The sequence below is a fragment of the Streptomyces lavendofoliae genome, assembly GCF_014649735.1.
Taxonomy (GTDB): Bacteria; Actinomycetota; Actinomycetes; order Streptomycetales; family Streptomycetaceae; genus Streptomyces; species Streptomyces lavendofoliae.
In genome coordinates this window covers 100,791-115,861 of the sequence record NZ_BMTP01000004.1, presented here as the reverse complement: position 1 = coordinate 115,861, position 15,071 = coordinate 100,791, and the positions used below count along the sequence as shown (strand labels likewise).

At 74.5% G+C, this 15,071-nt stretch carries 16 protein-coding genes; 10 read left to right on the top strand and 6 right to left on the bottom strand.

Annotated features, from left to right (window positions below):
* Window positions 1–6 precede the first annotated feature (6 nt).
* Window positions 7–858, top strand: a complete 852-nt coding sequence (locus IE109_RS08995) for a class II fructose-bisphosphate aldolase (RefSeq protein WP_189550251.1) — start codon at window positions 7–9, stop codon at window positions 856–858.
* On the opposite strand, the gene IE109_RS08990 is transcribed toward IE109_RS08995, so the two are convergent.
* Window positions 848–1,804 carry a carbohydrate-binding protein gene (locus IE109_RS08990; RefSeq protein WP_189550250.1) on the bottom strand — a complete coding sequence of 319 codons (957 nt, stop codon included), beginning with the start codon at window positions 1,802–1,804 and terminating at the stop codon, window positions 848–850. The genes IE109_RS08995 and IE109_RS08990 overlap by 11 nt on opposite strands.
* A gap of 65 nt (window positions 1,805–1,869) precedes the next feature.
* Window positions 1,870–3,528 (bottom strand): diguanylate cyclase CdgB, encoded by a 1,659-nt coding sequence (gene cdgB, locus IE109_RS08985; protein ID WP_189550249.1) that lies wholly within the window; start codon window positions 3,526–3,528, stop codon window positions 1,870–1,872.
* Between the two features lie 215 nt (window positions 3,529–3,743).
* On the opposite strand from cdgB, the gene IE109_RS08980 reads away from it, so the two are divergent.
* Window positions 3,744–4,388 carry a flavin reductase family protein gene (locus IE109_RS08980; RefSeq protein ID WP_189550248.1) on the top strand — a complete coding sequence of 215 codons (645 nt, stop codon included), beginning with the start codon at window positions 3,744–3,746 and terminating at the stop codon, window positions 4,386–4,388.
* A 23-nt stretch (window positions 4,389–4,411) separates the two neighbouring features.
* On the opposite strand, the gene arfB is transcribed toward IE109_RS08980, so the two are convergent.
* Window positions 4,412–4,849: an alternative ribosome rescue aminoacyl-tRNA hydrolase ArfB gene (gene arfB / locus IE109_RS08975; RefSeq protein WP_189550247.1), complete on the bottom strand. Its 438-nt coding sequence runs from the start codon at window positions 4,847–4,849 to the stop codon at window positions 4,412–4,414.
* A gap of 108 nt (window positions 4,850–4,957) precedes the next feature.
* Between arfB and IE109_RS08970 the strand changes: the two genes are divergently transcribed.
* Together IE109_RS08970 and IE109_RS08965 are read left to right on the top strand one after the other, a co-directional pair.
* Complete coding sequence (locus IE109_RS08970) at window positions 4,958–5,533, top strand: TerD family protein (RefSeq protein WP_189550246.1); 576 nt, start codon at window positions 4,958–4,960, stop codon at window positions 5,531–5,533.
* Window positions 5,534–5,593: 60 nt separating this feature from the next.
* Window positions 5,594–6,106, top strand: coding sequence for a GNAT family N-acetyltransferase (locus IE109_RS08965; RefSeq protein WP_189550245.1), 513 nt, complete (start codon window positions 5,594–5,596; stop codon window positions 6,104–6,106).
* Here the strand turns inward: IE109_RS08965 and IE109_RS08960 are convergent.
* Together IE109_RS08960 and IE109_RS08955 are read right to left on the bottom strand one after the other, a co-directional pair.
* Window positions 6,087–7,472 carry a M1 family metallopeptidase gene (locus IE109_RS08960; RefSeq protein WP_189550244.1) on the bottom strand — a complete coding sequence of 462 codons (1,386 nt, stop codon included), beginning with the start codon at window positions 7,470–7,472 and terminating at the stop codon, window positions 6,087–6,089. The genes IE109_RS08965 and IE109_RS08960 overlap by 20 nt on opposite strands.
* A gap of 29 nt (window positions 7,473–7,501) precedes the next feature.
* A complete protein-coding gene (locus tag IE109_RS08955) occupies window positions 7,502–8,074 on the bottom strand; it encodes a GlcG/HbpS family heme-binding protein (RefSeq protein WP_229890799.1) in 573 nt (190 codons plus the stop codon).
* A 212-nt stretch (window positions 8,075–8,286) separates the two neighbouring features.
* Here IE109_RS08955 and IE109_RS08950 point away from each other — a divergent pair, with 212 nt between their 5' ends.
* From IE109_RS08950 to IE109_RS08925, 6 genes are all read left to right on the top strand, one after another.
* Window positions 8,287–9,351 (top strand): sensor histidine kinase, encoded by a 1,065-nt coding sequence (locus IE109_RS08950; protein ID WP_189550555.1) that lies wholly within the window; start codon window positions 8,287–8,289, stop codon window positions 9,349–9,351.
* A complete protein-coding gene (locus IE109_RS08945; protein WP_189550243.1) occupies window positions 9,348–9,953 on the top strand; it encodes a response regulator in 606 nt (201 codons plus the stop codon). The genes IE109_RS08950 and IE109_RS08945 overlap by 4 nt, the downstream gene beginning before the upstream one ends.
* 194 nt (window positions 9,954–10,147) lie before the next feature.
* Window positions 10,148–10,648 (top strand): hypothetical protein, encoded by a 501-nt coding sequence (locus IE109_RS08940; protein WP_189550553.1) that lies wholly within the window; start codon window positions 10,148–10,150, stop codon window positions 10,646–10,648.
* A gap of 341 nt (window positions 10,649–10,989) precedes the next feature.
* The gene (locus IE109_RS08935) at window positions 10,990–12,195 is read left to right on the top strand and encodes an FAD-dependent oxidoreductase (protein WP_189550242.1); all 1,206 of its coding nucleotides are present in this window, start codon (window positions 10,990–10,992) and stop codon (window positions 12,193–12,195) included.
* 193 nt (window positions 12,196–12,388) lie between these two features.
* Window positions 12,389–13,387, top strand: coding sequence for a zinc-binding dehydrogenase (locus IE109_RS08930; RefSeq protein WP_189550241.1), 999 nt, complete (start codon window positions 12,389–12,391; stop codon window positions 13,385–13,387).
* 162 nt (window positions 13,388–13,549) lie between these two features.
* Window positions 13,550–14,494, top strand: coding sequence for a hypothetical protein (locus IE109_RS08925; RefSeq protein WP_189550240.1), 945 nt, complete (start codon window positions 13,550–13,552; stop codon window positions 14,492–14,494).
* Here the strand turns inward: IE109_RS08925 and IE109_RS08920 are convergent.
* A complete protein-coding gene (locus tag IE109_RS08920; RefSeq protein ID WP_189550239.1) occupies window positions 14,491–14,967 on the bottom strand; it encodes a GNAT family N-acetyltransferase in 477 nt (158 codons plus the stop codon). The genes IE109_RS08925 and IE109_RS08920 overlap by 4 nt on opposite strands.
* Between the last annotated feature and the right edge of the window lie 104 nt (window positions 14,968–15,071).

Below are 15,071 nucleotides of genomic sequence, written 5' to 3'. Positions count from 1 at the left end.
ACGCACATGCCCCTCGTTCCCACCGGCGAACTGATCGCCCGGGCCCGGTCCGCGGACGACGCCGTCGCCGCGTTCAACGTCATCACGCTGGAGCACGCCGAGGCGATCGCGGCCGGCGCCGAACGGGTGGGACGGCCCGCGATCCTCCAGATCTCCGAGAACGCCGTGCGGTTCCACGGCGGCGACCTGTCCGCCGTCGCCGCCGCGGCGGCCGCCGTCGCCCGCGCGTCCACCGCGCCGCTGGGCCTGCACCTCGACCACGTCGTCTCGCCGGGCCTGCTGCGCGGCGCGCACACCGAGGGGTTCAGCTCCGTGATGTTCGACGCGTCGGGCCTCAACTACGGCGACAACGTCAAGGCGACCGCCGACGCCGTGCGCTGGGGCCACGAGCGGGGCCTGTGGGTCGAGGCCGAGCTGGGCCGGATCGGCGGCAAGGACGGCGAACCGCCGCGGGACGCCCACACCCCCGGCGTCCGCACGGACCCGGCGGAAGCCGCCGCGTACATCGCGGACACCGGCGTCGACGCCCTCGCCGTAGCGGTCGGCTCCACCCACGCGATGACACGCCGCACGGCGACCCTCGACCACGCCCTGATCACCGCCCTGCGCGACGCCGTCCCCGTACCGCTGGTCCTCCACGGCTCGTCCGGCGTCCCGGACGACGAACTCCGCGCCGCGATCGCCGCCGGCATGACGAAGATCAACATCGGTACGGCCCTGAACACCGCGTTCACCGGCGCGATCCGCGCCTACCTCGCCGACCACCCAGACACCGTCGACCCCAGGAAATACCTCGTCCCCGCTCGCGAGGCGATGACGGGGACGGTGGCGCACTTCCTGACGGTGGTCAGCCCTTGACCTGCCCCTGCTGCAACCAGACCTGGTCGAGGTACGCCTCGCACTGGTTGCCCGGCTCGCACGACATCGTCATCGTGTTCGAGCCCTTCTTCAGCTCGGCGTAGGAGTAGGTGTACGTCCACCCCTTCTCCCAGTCGCCCTCCGCCGCGTGGGCGAAGTTCTTCATCCGGATCTCACGCGGCGACCCGCCGTTGACGGACAGGGTCGCGTTCGCGTCCTTGCCCGGCACGCTGTAGCTCAGGAACAGCGTGTAGGACCCGTCCTCCGGGACCTCCACGGTCCAGCTCGCGGAGCCGCCGGTGCCGTTGAACATGACGTACGCCCCGTCGGCGCCCTTGGCGCCCTTGACGTCCGTGCCCAGCCGGGCCGGTCCGCCCAGGCGGAGCGTCGCCGCGTCCTGCTTGGGCAGCTCCACCGGCTCCTGCGCGGACTGCGAGGGCTTCGGCGACGGGGACTGCTGGACCTGCGTCGCGGGCGCCGTGGGGCCGGCCTTGTCGTCCCTGGCGTCGTCCTTGGTGTTCGTCAGGACGGCGACGGTGATGCCGATCACCACGACCAGGACGACCGCGATCGCCCCGAGCAGCAGCCCCCTGGTGTTGGGGCCGCCGCGCTGCGGGGGCTGGACCGGCGGCACCGGGCGGGTGCGGTCGGCGCCGGGGAAGGTCTCGGGGGCCGCGTACTGCGGGCTCGGCTGGGCGTACTGCTGCTGGTACTGGTACTGGGCCTGCGGCACCTGGCCGCCACCACCGCCGTACTGGCGCTCGCCGACCGCCCTGACCTGGTTGTACGACGTTCTGGGCACGCCGGGCTGAGCGGCCGGACCCGGGTAGCCGTAGCCGCCGCCCTGACGCGGCGCCTGCGCGCCCGCCGTCTGTCCGTCCGCGTACAGGTAGCCGAACGGATCGTCGTCCTCGGGCGTGCTCGCGCCGTTGTTACCGGCAGCCATCCCTGGTCACTCCTCATTCCCTGCTCGCCAGCGGTCACCGACCGGGCGAGCCTACCCCGAACGGCCTACCCCGCCCGGCGGTGAACCTTCGAGCGGGAGCGCTTCTCGATGTACATCCGCTGGTCAGCGGAGTTCAGCACCTCTTCGACGGACATTCCGCACTCCGCCCATCCGATGCCGAAACTGGCGCCCACCCGCACCGCGCGCCCGTCCACGCGGATCGGCGGAATGATCGCGTTGCGCAGCCGTACGGCCAGGTCGGCGGCGTCGGCGGCACCGAGCCCGTCGGCCAGGACGACGAACTCGTCACCCCCGAGCCGGGCCACGGTGTCCCCGTCCCGCACCCCGGCGGACAGCCGCCGGGCGACCTCGATGAGCACCGCGTCACCGGTGTGGTGACCGAACCGGTCGTTGATCGACTTGAAGCCGTCCAGGTCGCAGAAGAGGACCGCGAGCCCCTTCGTCCCGTCGTCGACCTCGCCGTCGGGCGCCACGGCGTGCACATGCGGGTCGTACACCCCGCCCTCCGCGCCGCCCCCGAAGTCGAAGCCGTCGCCCCGGTAGGCGTGCTCGCCGTACTCGTAGTCGCCGCTGTCGTACGCGTCGACCTCGTGCGTCCCGGACGTCGAGCGCACCGCGTGCGGCCTGGCGCACAGCCGGGCGCTGAGCCGGGCGCGCAGTTCGGCGCTGTTGGGCAGGCCGGTCAGCGCGTCGTGCGAGGCGCGGTGGGCGAGCTGGAGCTCGTGCCGCTTGCGCTCCTCGATGTCCTCGACGTGGGTGAGCAGGAAGCGCGGCCCGTCGGCGGTGTCGGCGACCACCGAGTTGCGCAGCGACACCCACACGTAGCTGCCGTCCCGCCGGGCCAGCCGCAGCTCGGCCCGGCCGCCCTCGGCGGAGGTGCGCAGCAGGGTGCCGATGTCCTCGGGGTGCACCAGGTCGGCGAAGGAGTAGCGGCGCATCACGGACGCGGGCCGGCCGAGGAGCCGGCACAGCGCGTCGTTCGCCCGCAGGAGCCGGCCGTGCTGGTCGCCGCCCATCTCGGCGATGGCCATGCCGGAGGGCGCGTACTCGAAGGCCTGGCGGAACGACTCCTCGCTCGCGCGCAGCGCCTGCTGCTCCCGCTCCAGGCGGACCAGGGCGCGCTGCATGTTGGAGCGCAGCCGGGCGTTGCTGATCGCGATGGCGGACTGGGAGGCGTACATCTGGAGCGCCTCCTGGCCCCAGGGGCCGGGGCGGCGGCCGTTGCGGGGCCGGTCGACGGAGATGACGCCGAGGAGCTCGCGGCCGCTGCCGGACGCGTACATCGGGGCGTAGAGGCGGTCGCGGGGGTGCCACTCGTCCTCGAAGCGGGGCTCGGGTCCGTCGGTGTGCCACTGCGGGACGTCGTCCTCGATCAGGACCCAGCCCTCGGTGTGCGGTATGAAACGGAGCTCGCCCCACGCCTCGCCCATGCTCAGGCGGCGCTCCCACGACGCGCGGGAGCCGACCCGGCCGGTGATCAGCGCCTCGGCGGCGGCGCTTCCGGCGAACGCGGCGACGACCAGGTCACCGTCGGGTCGTACGAGGTTGACGCAGGCCAGTTCGTAGCCGAGCCCGGCGATCACGCCGTCGGCGACGGTCTGCAGTGTGTCGGCCAGGCTGCGGGCCGTGTTGAGGTTGGCGACGACCTGATGCAGCTGCCGCAGGGTCGCAAGACGGACGTACGGCTCCGACTCGGTCTCCATTGCTCGCTCTCCCCGAGACCTCGACAGCAACTCCAGGGTTCTCATCGGCGCTCGTGTTGCACTGTCACGCCACTGAATCACAGCGAGCTGTGCCCCAGGTACACAGGGTCAACAAAACCTGCGCTCTGTGACTCAAGTCACAAAGGATGATGTTCGTCGCGGAAGATGACCGAACCGGTGGTAACCGGCCGCTGAACGTGGCGTGAACGCACAGTATGCGGCCGGAACCGGACCGGGTCCTAGGACCACCGGCTGGTTCCTGCGCCCGATGCGCCGACCGCCGGGGCCGGGCTAGCGTTCCCGGTGTGTTGCCGACGACCCAGCTCCCCGCCCCCGCCGTCCCCCATGCTGAGGGGGTGAGCAACGACGAGTTCCGTGCCGCGATGTCCCGGCTGGCCGCCGGCGTGGTGCTGGTCACGGCCCATGACCCGGACGAGGGCCCCCGCGGCGAGGACATCGGCATGACCGCGACGGCGTTCCTGTCGGTGTCGCTGGACCCGCCGCTGGTCCTGGTCAGCCTGCGCGAGGGCTCCCGCATGGACGACCTGCTGGCGGAGCAGCCTCTGTGGGGTGTCTCGATCCTCGCGCGGGGACAGCGGCAGATCGCCGGCCGGTTCGCGATGAAGGGCCGGGTGAGCGACCGGCTGTTGTTCGCGGACATCCCCACCGTCCGGGGCGGCGCGAGCGGCGCGCTGCTGGTCGGCGGGGCCCTGGCGACGCTGGAGTGCCGCACGGAACAGCGCGTCGAGGCGGGCGACCACACGCTGGTCGTCGCCCGCGTCCTGACCGTCGGCCTCCCGGCCGGCGGCGACGGCGACCCCCTCACCTACTTCCGCGGGGCCTACCGCCACCTGGCCTGACCCCGAAGGGCGCGGGCGGGCCGTCAGGACCAGTCGCGGGGCGACCGGCCGCGCTTGGTCTCCGAGCGCTGCTTCTTCTGGCGCAGGCGTCGCTCGTTGATCCCGCGCGGCACCTTGGTCGCGCGGCGCGGCTTCGGCGGCGGGGCCGTCGCCTCGGCCAGCAGGGACGCCAGCCGCACCGCCGCCGTCTCGCGGTTGCGCCACTGCGAGCGGTGCTCCGACGCGCGGACGGTCACCACCCCGCCGACCAGCCGGGAGGCCAGCCGCTCCAGGGCCCGCTCCTTCCAGACCGCCGGCAGCGCCTCCGTGCGCGCCAGGTCGAAGCGCAGCTCCACCTGGGAGTCGCTCGTGTTGACGTGCTGCCCGCCCGGCCCCGACGACCTGGAGAAACGCCACATGAGCTCGGCCTCCGGCAGGGAGACCGCACCACGGATGACATAGGGACCGGACATGCCCTCCATGGTCCCTGTCCGGACACGGTCACGTCACCCCGTTTTCCGTTCGTGGAACCAGTGCGCCGCGCGGTGCGTTATCCGGTACGACGCTAGGTACGAAGAAAGGGACTCTTCATGGCTGTAAGCCTGTCCAAGGGCGGCAACGTCTCGCTGACCAAGGAGGCGCCGGGTCTGACCGCCGTCACCGTGGGCCTCGGCTGGGACGTCCGCACCACCACGGGTACCGACTTCGACCTCGACGCGTCCGCGATCGGTGTCGACGCGTCCGGCAAGGTCGCCTCCGACGCCCACTTCGTCTTCTTCAACAACAAGTCCACCCCGGACCAGACCATCGTCCACACCGGTGACAACCGCACCGGCGAGGGCGGCGGCGACGACGAGCAGATCAACGTCAACCTCGCGGGCCTCCCCGCCGACGTCGACAAGATCGTCTTCCCGGTCTCCATCTACGACGCGGTGACCCGCTCGCAGAACTTCGGCCAGGTCCGCAACGCCTACATCCGCATCATCAACCAGGCAGGCGGCGCCGAGATCGCCCGCTACGACCTGAGCGAGGACGCCGCCACCGAGACCGCCATGGTCTTCGGCGAGCTGTACCGCAACGGCGCCGAGTGGAAGTTCCGCGCCGTCGGCCAGGGCTACGCCTCCGGCCTGGAGGGCATCGCCCGCGACTTCGGCGTCAACATCTGACCGACGCGCGCACAGTGGGCCCCGGCGGCGAAGACCGCGCCGGGGCCCTACTGTTTCCGCATGATCGTCGAACCGCTGGAGGTGGGCGAGGACGGCGCGCTGCCCGGCGCGCTGCTCACCGAGCTCACCGAGCTGTACGCGTCGAACCGGGAGTTCCAGCAGCTCAGCGGGGACTTCCCGGACCCCGACGACATCCGGCCCGAGCAGGTCGCCGCGTCACTCGCCGAGGAGCTGTCCCACCCGGACACCGAGGTGCTGCTGGCCCGTTCGGCGGGGCACGTCATCGGCATCTCGGTGACCCGCGCCCACCACCCCGACCCGGACGACCCCGACCCGTGGATCGGGCTGCTGATGGTGCACGCCCGCGACCACCGGGCCGGCTTCGGCCGCGAACTGGCCGAGATCGTCGAGAAGCGTTTCCGCGCGGTCGGCCGCAAGGGCGTCAAGCTCGCCGTCCTCGACAACAACCCCAACGCCGTCGCCTTCTGGACCACCCTCGGCTACGAGGAGGTCGACCGGCGCCGGAACCACCGGCTCGCCCGCGACTGCGTGGTCATGCGGAAGGCCCTGTAGGCCGGTCCTCCCCGTACAGCCAGACGTCCCACAGGTCCGTCAGGTCCTCGCCGGCCACCTCCTCCACGTACCGGACGAAGTCCTCCGTGGAGGCGTTGGCGTGCCGGTACCTCGCCGGCCAGCCGCGCAGGACGGCGAAGAAGGTCGCGTCGCCGACCGCCTGACGGACCTTGTGCAGCACCATCGCGCCCCGGTAGTACACCGGCGGATCCGACAGGTGCCCGGCCGACGGCGGGTCGGCCGGCGGGAACGCCCAGTTCCCCGGCTCGGCGAACGCCTCCTCGAAGCTCTCGCCCACGGGCGTGTCCTGGAACTCCTCCGCGTACAGCCACTCCGCGTACGTCGCGAAGCTCTCGTTCAGCCACATGTCCCGCCACGACTTCGGCGAGACGGAGTCGCCGTACCACTGGTGGGCGAGCTCGTGCACCAGCGTCGGCGCGTCCAGGGTGTTCTTGTCGAAGAACGGCCGGCTCTGCGTCTCCAGCGCGTACTGGACGTCGATCAGCGGATCGACGATCGCCCCCGTGGAGGAGAAGGGGTACGGGCCGAACTTCCCCGCCTCCCAGGCCAGCAGCTCCGGGATCTCGCCGAGGAGCGCGGGGTTGCCGCGCGCGGCGGTGTGGACGGGGATGCCGTCCGGGGTCCGGGAGGTCCTGGTGTCGTACCGGCCGATGGCGAGCGTCGCCAGGTAGCTCGCCATCGGTTCGGTGGACCGCCAGGTGAACGTGGTGCGGTCGCCGCTGGTCCGCGGCGGTGCCGGTTCGCCGTTCGAGACGGCGCTCAGCCCGCGGGGGACGGTGACCGTCACCGTGTACGTGGCCTTGTCGGAGGGGTGGTGGTTTCCCGGGAACCAGGCCGTGGAACCCGTCGGCTCACCCAGCGCGACCGCCCCGTCGGCGGTCCGCAGCCAGCCCTCGCGCGCCCCCTCGGCGTCGGTGATCGTGGCCGGCGCGCCGGAGTAGCGCACGACCGTGCGGAAGGTGGCGCCGTCGGCGACGTCACCGGCGGGCCGCACGGTGAGCTCGCCGTCCGAGCGGCGGACGGCGGCGGGCTCACCGTCGACGGTGGCGCTGTGGACGGTGAGCCCGGTGAGGTCGAGGTTGAAGGCGTCGAGGGTCTGGGTGGCGCGGGCCGTGATGTCGGCGGTGCCGGTGAGGCGGCCGGTGCGCGGCTCGTAGTCCAGGGTCAGGGCGTAGTGGCGTACGTCGTAGCCGCCGTTGCCGAGCCGGGGGAAGTACGGGTCTCCCAGGCCGGCCGCCCCCGGCCCGCCGCCCGCGCCGCCGCTTCCGTCCCCGGCGCAGCCGGGGAGGGTGGCACCGAGGAGGACGGCGACGGCGGCGAGGGCGCGGGGTCGGCGTGGGTCCACTCCATGATCGTAGGGGCGGAACGGGCGCCTCAGCGGGTGAGCGCGGCCACACCCGCCCGGGCGAACTGCTCGTCCAGGGCGCCACTGGGCGCGCCGGCCACTCCGATCCCGGCGATCGGCGCGCCCTTGGCGGCGACCGGGGCGCCGCCCGCGAGGAACAGGGTGCCGGGGATGTCCTTGAGGTTCGGGGCGCTCTCCAGCCGCTTGACCAGCTCCGACGTCGGCGCGTTCCATGACACGGCGGTGAACGCCTTGCGGACGGCCGACTCGTAGGACTGCGGTCCGGCGCCGTCACCGCGCAGGGTGACGACCGTGTTGCCGTCGCGGTCGACGACGGCCACCGTGACCCGCTGGTTCTCGCTCTCGGCGGCGTCCAGGGCGGCGCGGGCGGCCCGGGTGGCGGCGTCGATCGTCAGGTGCGTGGACTGCCGCAGGTCGCGGGGGTGGGTGGTGTCGGCGGTGACCGCGGCGGGAGCCTGGGCCGGCTCGGCGGCGTTGGCGGAGATCGCGCCGAAGGTCCCGGCGCCGAGCGCGGCGGCGGCGACGGTGCCGGTCAGGAGGCGGGCGCGCAGCGACATCGTGTTCTTCGTGTGCTTCGTCATGTCTTCGATCGTGCGGGCGGACGGGGGCGCCGGGGGTCAGCCGATCGGTTGATGCCCGGCCGGGCCGCGCGGGTGAGGATGGGTGCGGACGACCGTGACGAGGAGGTCTGGACGTGGAGCAGGACCCGGGCCACCGCCGGGACGTGGAGCGGGACCCCGACGCCCGCCGGGACGTGGAGCGGGACCCCGACGCCCGCCGGCTCGCCCGGGTGATGCACGCCGCGTTCTTCGCGCTGCTGGGCGCCTCACTGGCGCGGTTCCTGCTGCGGCACCCCTGGCTGGAGCTGGGCCCCTGGGTGGTGGCGCTCACGGCGGCGCTGGCGGTGCTGTACGTCCTGCCCGTGCCGCGCCGCCTGCCCTGGCTCGGCTCGGTGGTCGCGGTGTGGATGGTGCTGGTGGTCCTGGCGCCGAGCTTCGCGTGGTGCGCCGTCCCGCTGTTCTACACCGGCCTGCGTACGCTGCGCCCGCGCGCCGCGCTCGTGCTGGTCGCCCTGCTCACGGTGTTCGTGGTCGCCGCGCAGCTCCAGCTCGCGGACGGCGCCCCCGACCCGAACCTGCTGGTCGCCCCGCCCGCCGTGGCGGCCATCGCCACCGCCGTGTTCGTCCACAGCCGGCGGCAGGCTGAGCGGCTGGCCGCGACCGAGCGCCGCGAGGGCACCCTCGCCGAACGGCAGCGGCTGTCCATGGAGATCCACGACAGCCTGGCCCAGAACCTGTCCAGCCAGCGGATGCTGCTCCAGGCGGCCGACCGCACGTGGGACACCGACCCGGCGGCGGCGCGCCGCCATGTCCGTACCGCCGCCTCGATCGCCGAGTACAGCCTGGCCGAGGCGAGGCGGTTCGTGCACGACCTGGCGCCCGCCGACCTCGCCGGGGGCGGCGGCCTGGAGCAGGCGCTGCGCGCGCTCGCCGCCCGCGAGTCGGCTGACCTCCCGGTCGGCTTCCGGGTCGACGGCCCGCCCGTGGCGCTGCCCGACCGGGTGGGGGCGGCGCTGCTGCGGATCGCGCAGGGCGCCCTCGCCAACGTACGGGAGCACGCCGGCGCCACCTCCGCCGCGCTGACCCTCACCTACCTGGACGACCAGGTGGTGCTGGACGTCGCCGACGACGGGCGCGGCTTCGACCCGGGGGCCGTGCCGCCTCCCGGCGCCCGGGGCCACGGTCTGCCCGCCGTCCGGGCCCGCGCCGAGCAGCTCGGCGGCACCCTGACCGTCGAGTCCGCGCCCGGCGAGGGCACGGTCCTGTCCGTGGCGGTCCCCCTGGAGGAACCCCGGTGATCCGCGTCCTGCTCTGCGACGACCACGCCGTCGTACGCGCCGGGCTCCTCGCGCTCCTCGGCAGCGCGCCCGGCATCGAGGTCGTCGGCGAGGCGGGCAGCGGTGAGGAGGCCGTCGCGACGGCCGCCAAGCTGAAGCCGGACGTCGTCCTGATGGACCTCCAGCTGGGCCCCGGCATCGACGGCGTGGAGGCCACCCGGCGCATCGCCTCCCCCGGCGTCCGCGTCCTGGTCCTCACCACCTACGACACGGACGCCGACGTCACCCGGGCGATCGGCGCGGGCGCGACCGGCTACCTCCTGAAGGCCGAGCGGCCGGAGGAACTGTTCGCCGCCATCCACGCCGCCGCCGAGGGCCGGACCGCCCTGTCGGCCCCGGTCGCCCGCCGCGCCGCCTCCGCGCCCGCCCCCGCCCTCACGGACCGGGAGCGGGACATCCTCGGCCAGCTCGCCCGTGGGCTGGGCAACCGCGAGATCGCCCGCGCGCTGTTCATCAGCGAGGCGACGGTCAAGACCCACCTGGGCCGCATCTACACTAAGCTCGGCGTCGACACCCGCGCGGGCGCGGTGGCCGTCGCCAAGGAGCAGCGCCTGCTGCCGTGACGCCCGGAACCGGCCGGTGTCGAGGCCGAACCCCAGCGGCTCGGGCAGCGGGACCACCTCGCCCGGCTTGTACGCGGCCTTGGCGCCGTAGCCCTCCCCCGACGTTCCCGGCGTAGGCCGCTTCTCGTCCGGGAGGTCGGGTGCCGTTCACGCGCACGTGTGAGCGCACGCTCGGCCGTGACACCATCGAGTACGTGCTCGACATCGGCTACTCCCTCTCCCGCCGCTTCCCGGACCCGCCGCAGACGGACTACCGCCACGCGGACGTCCACGCGCTGCGGCACGACCTGTTCTGCGGTGACGTGTACATCGCCGACACCAAGGCCGACCGCGAGGTGTCCACAGCCTGGGGATGGGTGCCCGTGCTCGACTTCGCGTGGGCGCTGTGCGACATCGTCGAGCGGCTCGACCGCGACCCGCGCGGCAGCCGGTCCTCCCGGCCGCAGTACGCGGAGCTGGACTTCACCGAGTCCACGGACCGGATGCTCTTCGAGCGCCGCTTCGGGTGGGTGGACATCGAGGCCGACTGGATGCCGGCCGAGGAACCGCCGCTCACGTTCGGCCACACGGCGCTGCGCCGGGAGGCCCGCGACTTCCTCCACGACCTGATCGCCGACCTCACGGACATGCACGAGGGCCTGGCGGACAACCCGGCGATCTGGACCCTCCAGTCGCGCTTCCCGCGCCTGCCCTGACGGCCCCCTCGCGGCGGCCAGGACGACGCCCGGAAGGTCTTCCACCCCCCCGGACGGCGCACCCCGGGGCGTACCGGTGCCACCGCCACCCGGCGTCCGGGCCGGGGCCGTACAGGAGCGTCGCCGCGGGGATCGGCGGCGTGGCGGGGGATCCCCGGCCAGGGCGTGAGGCCGCCGGCCCCGACGGGACGAGCCCGGAGGGGCCCGTCCCCGGCACCCGCACCAGCCACGCCCCCCACCCCTTCCCCCCACCGCGATGTCACACCGCACGCCCCTCCACCCGTCCTCCCTGTGACGAGGCGCCCAGGACGAGCGCCCCCGCACCCACCGGGAGAGACGCCATGCCCACCCGCATCACCGTCGTCGGCGGCGGCTTCGCCGGCCTCACGGCCGCCATCACCGCCGCCGAGGCCGGTGCCGATGTCACCCTCCACGAGGCCCACCGCACTCTCGGCGGGCGGGCCCGCACCGCCGAAGGGCCGTACCGGACCAACGAGGGCCCGCACGCCCTCTACCGCCGCGGCCCGCACTGGGCCTGGCTCCGGCGGCGCGGTCTACTCGGGCCGATGGCGGCCGTCCCGCCCCGCGAGGGCGCCCGCTTCCGCTTCCACCTGCACGGCGAACTGCGCCGTACGCCGCCCCTCGGCATGCTCCGCCTGGCCCGGTGCAGGCCCGAACGGGCCCCGGTCGACACCGACTTCGCCACCTGGGCGCGAACCCGGGTGCCGGAGCCCGCCGCCGTCGCCGCCGCCCACTACGCGGCCGTCGCGCTGTTCCACCACGACCCCGGCTCGCTCTCCGCCCGCTTCGTGCAGGAGCGGCTGCGCCGGGCCACCGCGCTGCCGCCCGAGGCCCACTACCCGCGCGGCGGCTGGGGCGCGGTCATCGACCGGATGGCCGCCCACGCCCGGAGCCTCGGCGTACGCGTCGAGACCTCCGCCCGCGTCGACGCCCTGCCCGACCGCGACGGCCCCGTCATCGTCGCCACGTCCCTCCACGCCGCCCGCGGCCTCCTGAAGGACCCGGGCCTGACCTGGCCCAGTGGCCGCACCGTGCTGTTCGACCTGGCGCTGCGGGCGCACCGGAACGATCCGTTCGTGATCTCCGACCTGGAGGCACCCGGCTGGCTGGAGCGGTTCACCGCCCAGGATCCCTCCCTGGCCCCGGCCGGCGAGACGCTCCTCCAGGGCCAGTTCCCGGTCGCCCCGCACCAGTCCGGGGCCGACGGCGTGGCCCGCGCGGAGCGGTTGCTCGACCAGGGCTTCCCCGGGTGGCGCGACCGCACGCTGTGGCGCCGCGAGGCCCTCGCCGACGGCCGTACGGGTGCGGTGGACCACCCCGGCACCACCTGGCGCGACCGCCCGGCCATCGACCGGGGCGAGGGCATCCTCCTGGCGGGCGACCAGGTCGCGGCACCCGGTGTCCTCACCGAGGTGTCGTTCACCAGCGCCCTCCGCGCGGCGTCCCTGGCCCTGCGCGCCCTCCGGGCCGCACCAACCGCGCAGAGCCCGCGAGCCCCTCGAACCCCTCAAGCCCCGACCCCCTGAGCCCAGGAAACCCCCCGCGCCGCGCGAGCGACGCAAACCGGCCCGCGGTCCGCCCCCGGAGCCCGGCCCGCGGTCCGCCCCCGGAGCCCGGCCCGCGGTCCGTCCCCCGGGTCCGCCCCACCCACCACTTGACCTCAAGCAAACCTGAGGATGAACGCTCTTCTCCGTCACCCCGCAGCAGAGGAGAGCCACCATGCACGCCATCCGTCTCCACGCCTTCGGCCCCGCCGAGAACCTCACCTACGAGGAGGCGCCCGACCCCCTCCCCGCCCCCGGCCAGGTCCGCGTCGCCGTCACCGCGGCCGGGGTGCACCTCCTCGACACCGCGCTGCGCCAGGGCGTGCCCGGCCCGTTCCCCGCCCCCGCCGAACTGCCCACCGTCCCCGGACGCGAGGTCGCCGGCACGGTGGACGCCCTCGGCGAGGGCACCGACCCGGCCTGGCTCGGCAAGCGCGTCGTCGCCCACCTGGGGATGGCGCCTGGCGGCTACGCCGAGCTCGCCGTCACCGACGCCACCAGGCTGCACGAGATACCGCCCGGCCTCGACGACGCCGAGGCGGTCGCCATGATCGGTACCGGCCGCACCACCCTCGGCATCGTCCAGTTCACCGAACTCGGCCCCGGCGGCGTCGCGCTGGTCACCGCGGCGGCCGGCGGCATCGGCACGCTCCTCGTCCAGTACGCCAAGAACGCCGGCGCCACCGTCATCGGTCTGGCCGGCGGCCCGGAGAAGGTCGCCCGCGTCCTGGCCAACGGCGCCGACCTCGCCGTCGACTACACGCGGCCCGACTGGCCGGAGGAGGTCCGCGCGTACCTGGAGGACCGGTCGGCCACCGTCCTCTTCGACGCCGTCGGCGGCGCCACCGGCCGCGCCGCCGTCGACCTCCTCGGCAGGGGCGGGCAGCACGTCGTCTACGGCTGGGCGGGCAAGGGGCCGCACGACGGCGAGCCGCTCACCCTCACCGACGCCGAGCTCGCCGAACGCGGCATCACCTCCATGTCCGTCCTCGGACCGGTGATGCTGCGGAAGGCCGGCGGCGACGTCCGCGTCCTGGAGCTCCGCGCCCTGGCCGAAGCCGCCGCCGGCCGCCTGCGCCCCGCCGTCCAGCGCTTCCCGCTCGCCGACGCGGCAACCGCCCACCGCGCCCTGGCGACCCGCGCCACCATGGGCAAGGTGGTCCTCGTCCCATGACCCCGCCCGGGTGAACCGGCGTAAGGGAACCGGCGCAGTCCCCGCGTGGGGCGAGCCCGCCCGGCGCGCGCCTCCCGCACCATCCAAGCCGACCGAGCCGGCCCGGCCGCCGGATCCGCCGAGTCCGCCGGGCCGGCCGGGCCCGCCGAGCAGGAGGCACCGATGACCACGAGACGTCCCACCAGGCTCCACGCGCTGGGCACCCTCTCCGCGCTACTGCTGTGGACCGCCACCACGGCCCACGCCACGCCACCGCCCACCCACGGCCGCCCCGCCACGCCGGCCACCGCCCGGCCCCAGACCGCACCGGCCCCCGCCCCGGCCGCCTCGCCCCCCGTCACCCACTGCGCCCCCGGCGGCACCCTGCGCGGCCCGCACGGCCAGTACGCCGACATCGCGCTGTGCGTCACCCACACCGGCGCCACCATGACCGTCACGGCCGCCGCCACCTGCCGCCGGGGCACCACCCGCGTCCGCCCCGTCTGCCACACCTCCGGCACTTGGACCGCCCACCGCGCCGAGGGCCCCGCGGACGCCCCGACCGCCACCGGAACCCTCGCCGGCCGCGCCGACTACCCGGGCCCCGGCACCTACGGCATCGAGGCCGCCGTCCACGTACGCTCCGACGAACAGGAGACCGAGCTGCGCGGCACCGCGCACGCCACCGTCACCCTCACCGCACCCGTACCGCGGGCCACCCACCGCATCGACGTCGCCGGCCCGAACGGCGGCCGCCCGGCCGGCCTGCGACCGGGCACGACCACCACGCTCACCTACACCGTCGCCCGCGTCAGCGACGACGGCGACGGCGGCGCCCGCCTCGGCCTCATCGGCGAGGAGGCCACCGGCATCCGGCTCACCACCACCGACCCGCGCTGCGTCAACCCGCTCCCCGGCCGCCACCCCTCCACCGCCAGGAGCATGTACGCGCTCGACTGCGCGCTCACCGACCTCCAGCCCGGCCGCCCGGCGACCGTCACCGTCCGCGCCACACTCGGCGCCACCTGCTCCACCGTCGTGTCCAGGCTCGGCTACTGGGCGCCCCTGGGCCAGGAGGGCACCGACGGGATGCTCACCGGCCCCACCCTCACCTGCGACCGCGCCTAACCGCGGCCGCCCAGCTCCACCAGCGCCTCGTCGGTCAGCCGGTACACCGTCCACTCGTCCTGCGGCCGCGCGCCCAGCGACTCGTAGAAGCCGATCGACGGGGTGTTCCAGTTCAGGACGGACCACTCCAGCCGTTCGTACCCCCGCGCCACGCAGATCCGCGCCAGCTCCCGCAGCAGCGCCTTCCCGTACCCCCCGCCGCGCAGTCCGGGGCGTACGTACAGGTCCTCCAGGTAGACGCCGTGCACCCCGCGCCACGTCGAGAAGTTCAGGAACCACAGCGCGAAGCCCGCGACCTCGCCCTCCTCCGTCTCCGCGATGTGCGCGAACGCCGCCGGCCGCTCACCGAACAGCGCCTCCCGCAGCCGCTCCTCACTCGCCCGCACCTCGTGCAGGGCCTTCTCGTACTCGGCGAGCTCACGGATCATGGCGTGGAGGGCGGGTACGTCGTCGACGACAGCGCTACGAATCATGACCGCAGCCTGCCCGGCCCACCCCCCTCGGCGCCAGCAGCGTCCGAACCGTGAACCCCTTACCGCCCCACCGCCCACCGGCTTGCGGCCCATCGGACCGCCCG

Excerpts from the sequence above, each read along its gene's own strand:
- IE109_RS08995 (WP_189550251.1), top strand. The coding sequence starts at position 7 with ATGCCCCTCGTTCCCACCGGCGAACTGATCGCCCGGGCCCGGTCCGCG.
- IE109_RS08990 (WP_189550250.1), bottom strand. The coding sequence starts at position 1,804 with ATGGCTGCCGGTAACAACGGCGCGAGCACGCCCGAGGACGACGATCCG.
- IE109_RS08925 (WP_189550240.1), top strand. The coding sequence starts at position 13,550 with ATGACCACGAGACGTCCCACCAGGCTCCACGCGCTGGGCACCCTCTCC.
- IE109_RS08980 (WP_189550248.1), top strand. The coding sequence starts at position 3,744 with ATGCGGCCGGAACCGGACCGGGTCCTAGGACCACCGGCTGGTTCCTGC.
- IE109_RS08950 (WP_189550555.1), top strand. The coding sequence starts at position 8,287 with ATGCACGCCGCGTTCTTCGCGCTGCTGGGCGCCTCACTGGCGCGGTTC.
- IE109_RS08930 (WP_189550241.1), top strand. The coding sequence starts at position 12,389 with ATGCACGCCATCCGTCTCCACGCCTTCGGCCCCGCCGAGAACCTCACC.
- IE109_RS08955 (WP_229890799.1), bottom strand. The coding sequence starts at position 8,074 with ATGACGAAGCACACGAAGAACACGATGTCGCTGCGCGCCCGCCTCCTG.
- IE109_RS08970 (WP_189550246.1), top strand. The coding sequence starts at position 4,958 with ATGGCTGTAAGCCTGTCCAAGGGCGGCAACGTCTCGCTGACCAAGGAG.
- IE109_RS08965 (WP_189550245.1), top strand. The coding sequence starts at position 5,594 with ATGATCGTCGAACCGCTGGAGGTGGGCGAGGACGGCGCGCTGCCCGGC.
- IE109_RS08935 (WP_189550242.1), top strand. The coding sequence starts at position 10,990 with ATGCCCACCCGCATCACCGTCGTCGGCGGCGGCTTCGCCGGCCTCACG.
- cdgB (WP_189550249.1), bottom strand. The coding sequence starts at position 3,528 with ATGGAGACCGAGTCGGAGCCGTACGTCCGTCTTGCGACCCTGCGGCAG.
- arfB (WP_189550247.1), bottom strand. The coding sequence starts at position 4,849 with ATGGAGGGCATGTCCGGTCCCTATGTCATCCGTGGTGCGGTCTCCCTG.
- IE109_RS08920 (WP_189550239.1), bottom strand. The coding sequence starts at position 14,967 with ATGATTCGTAGCGCTGTCGTCGACGACGTACCCGCCCTCCACGCCATG.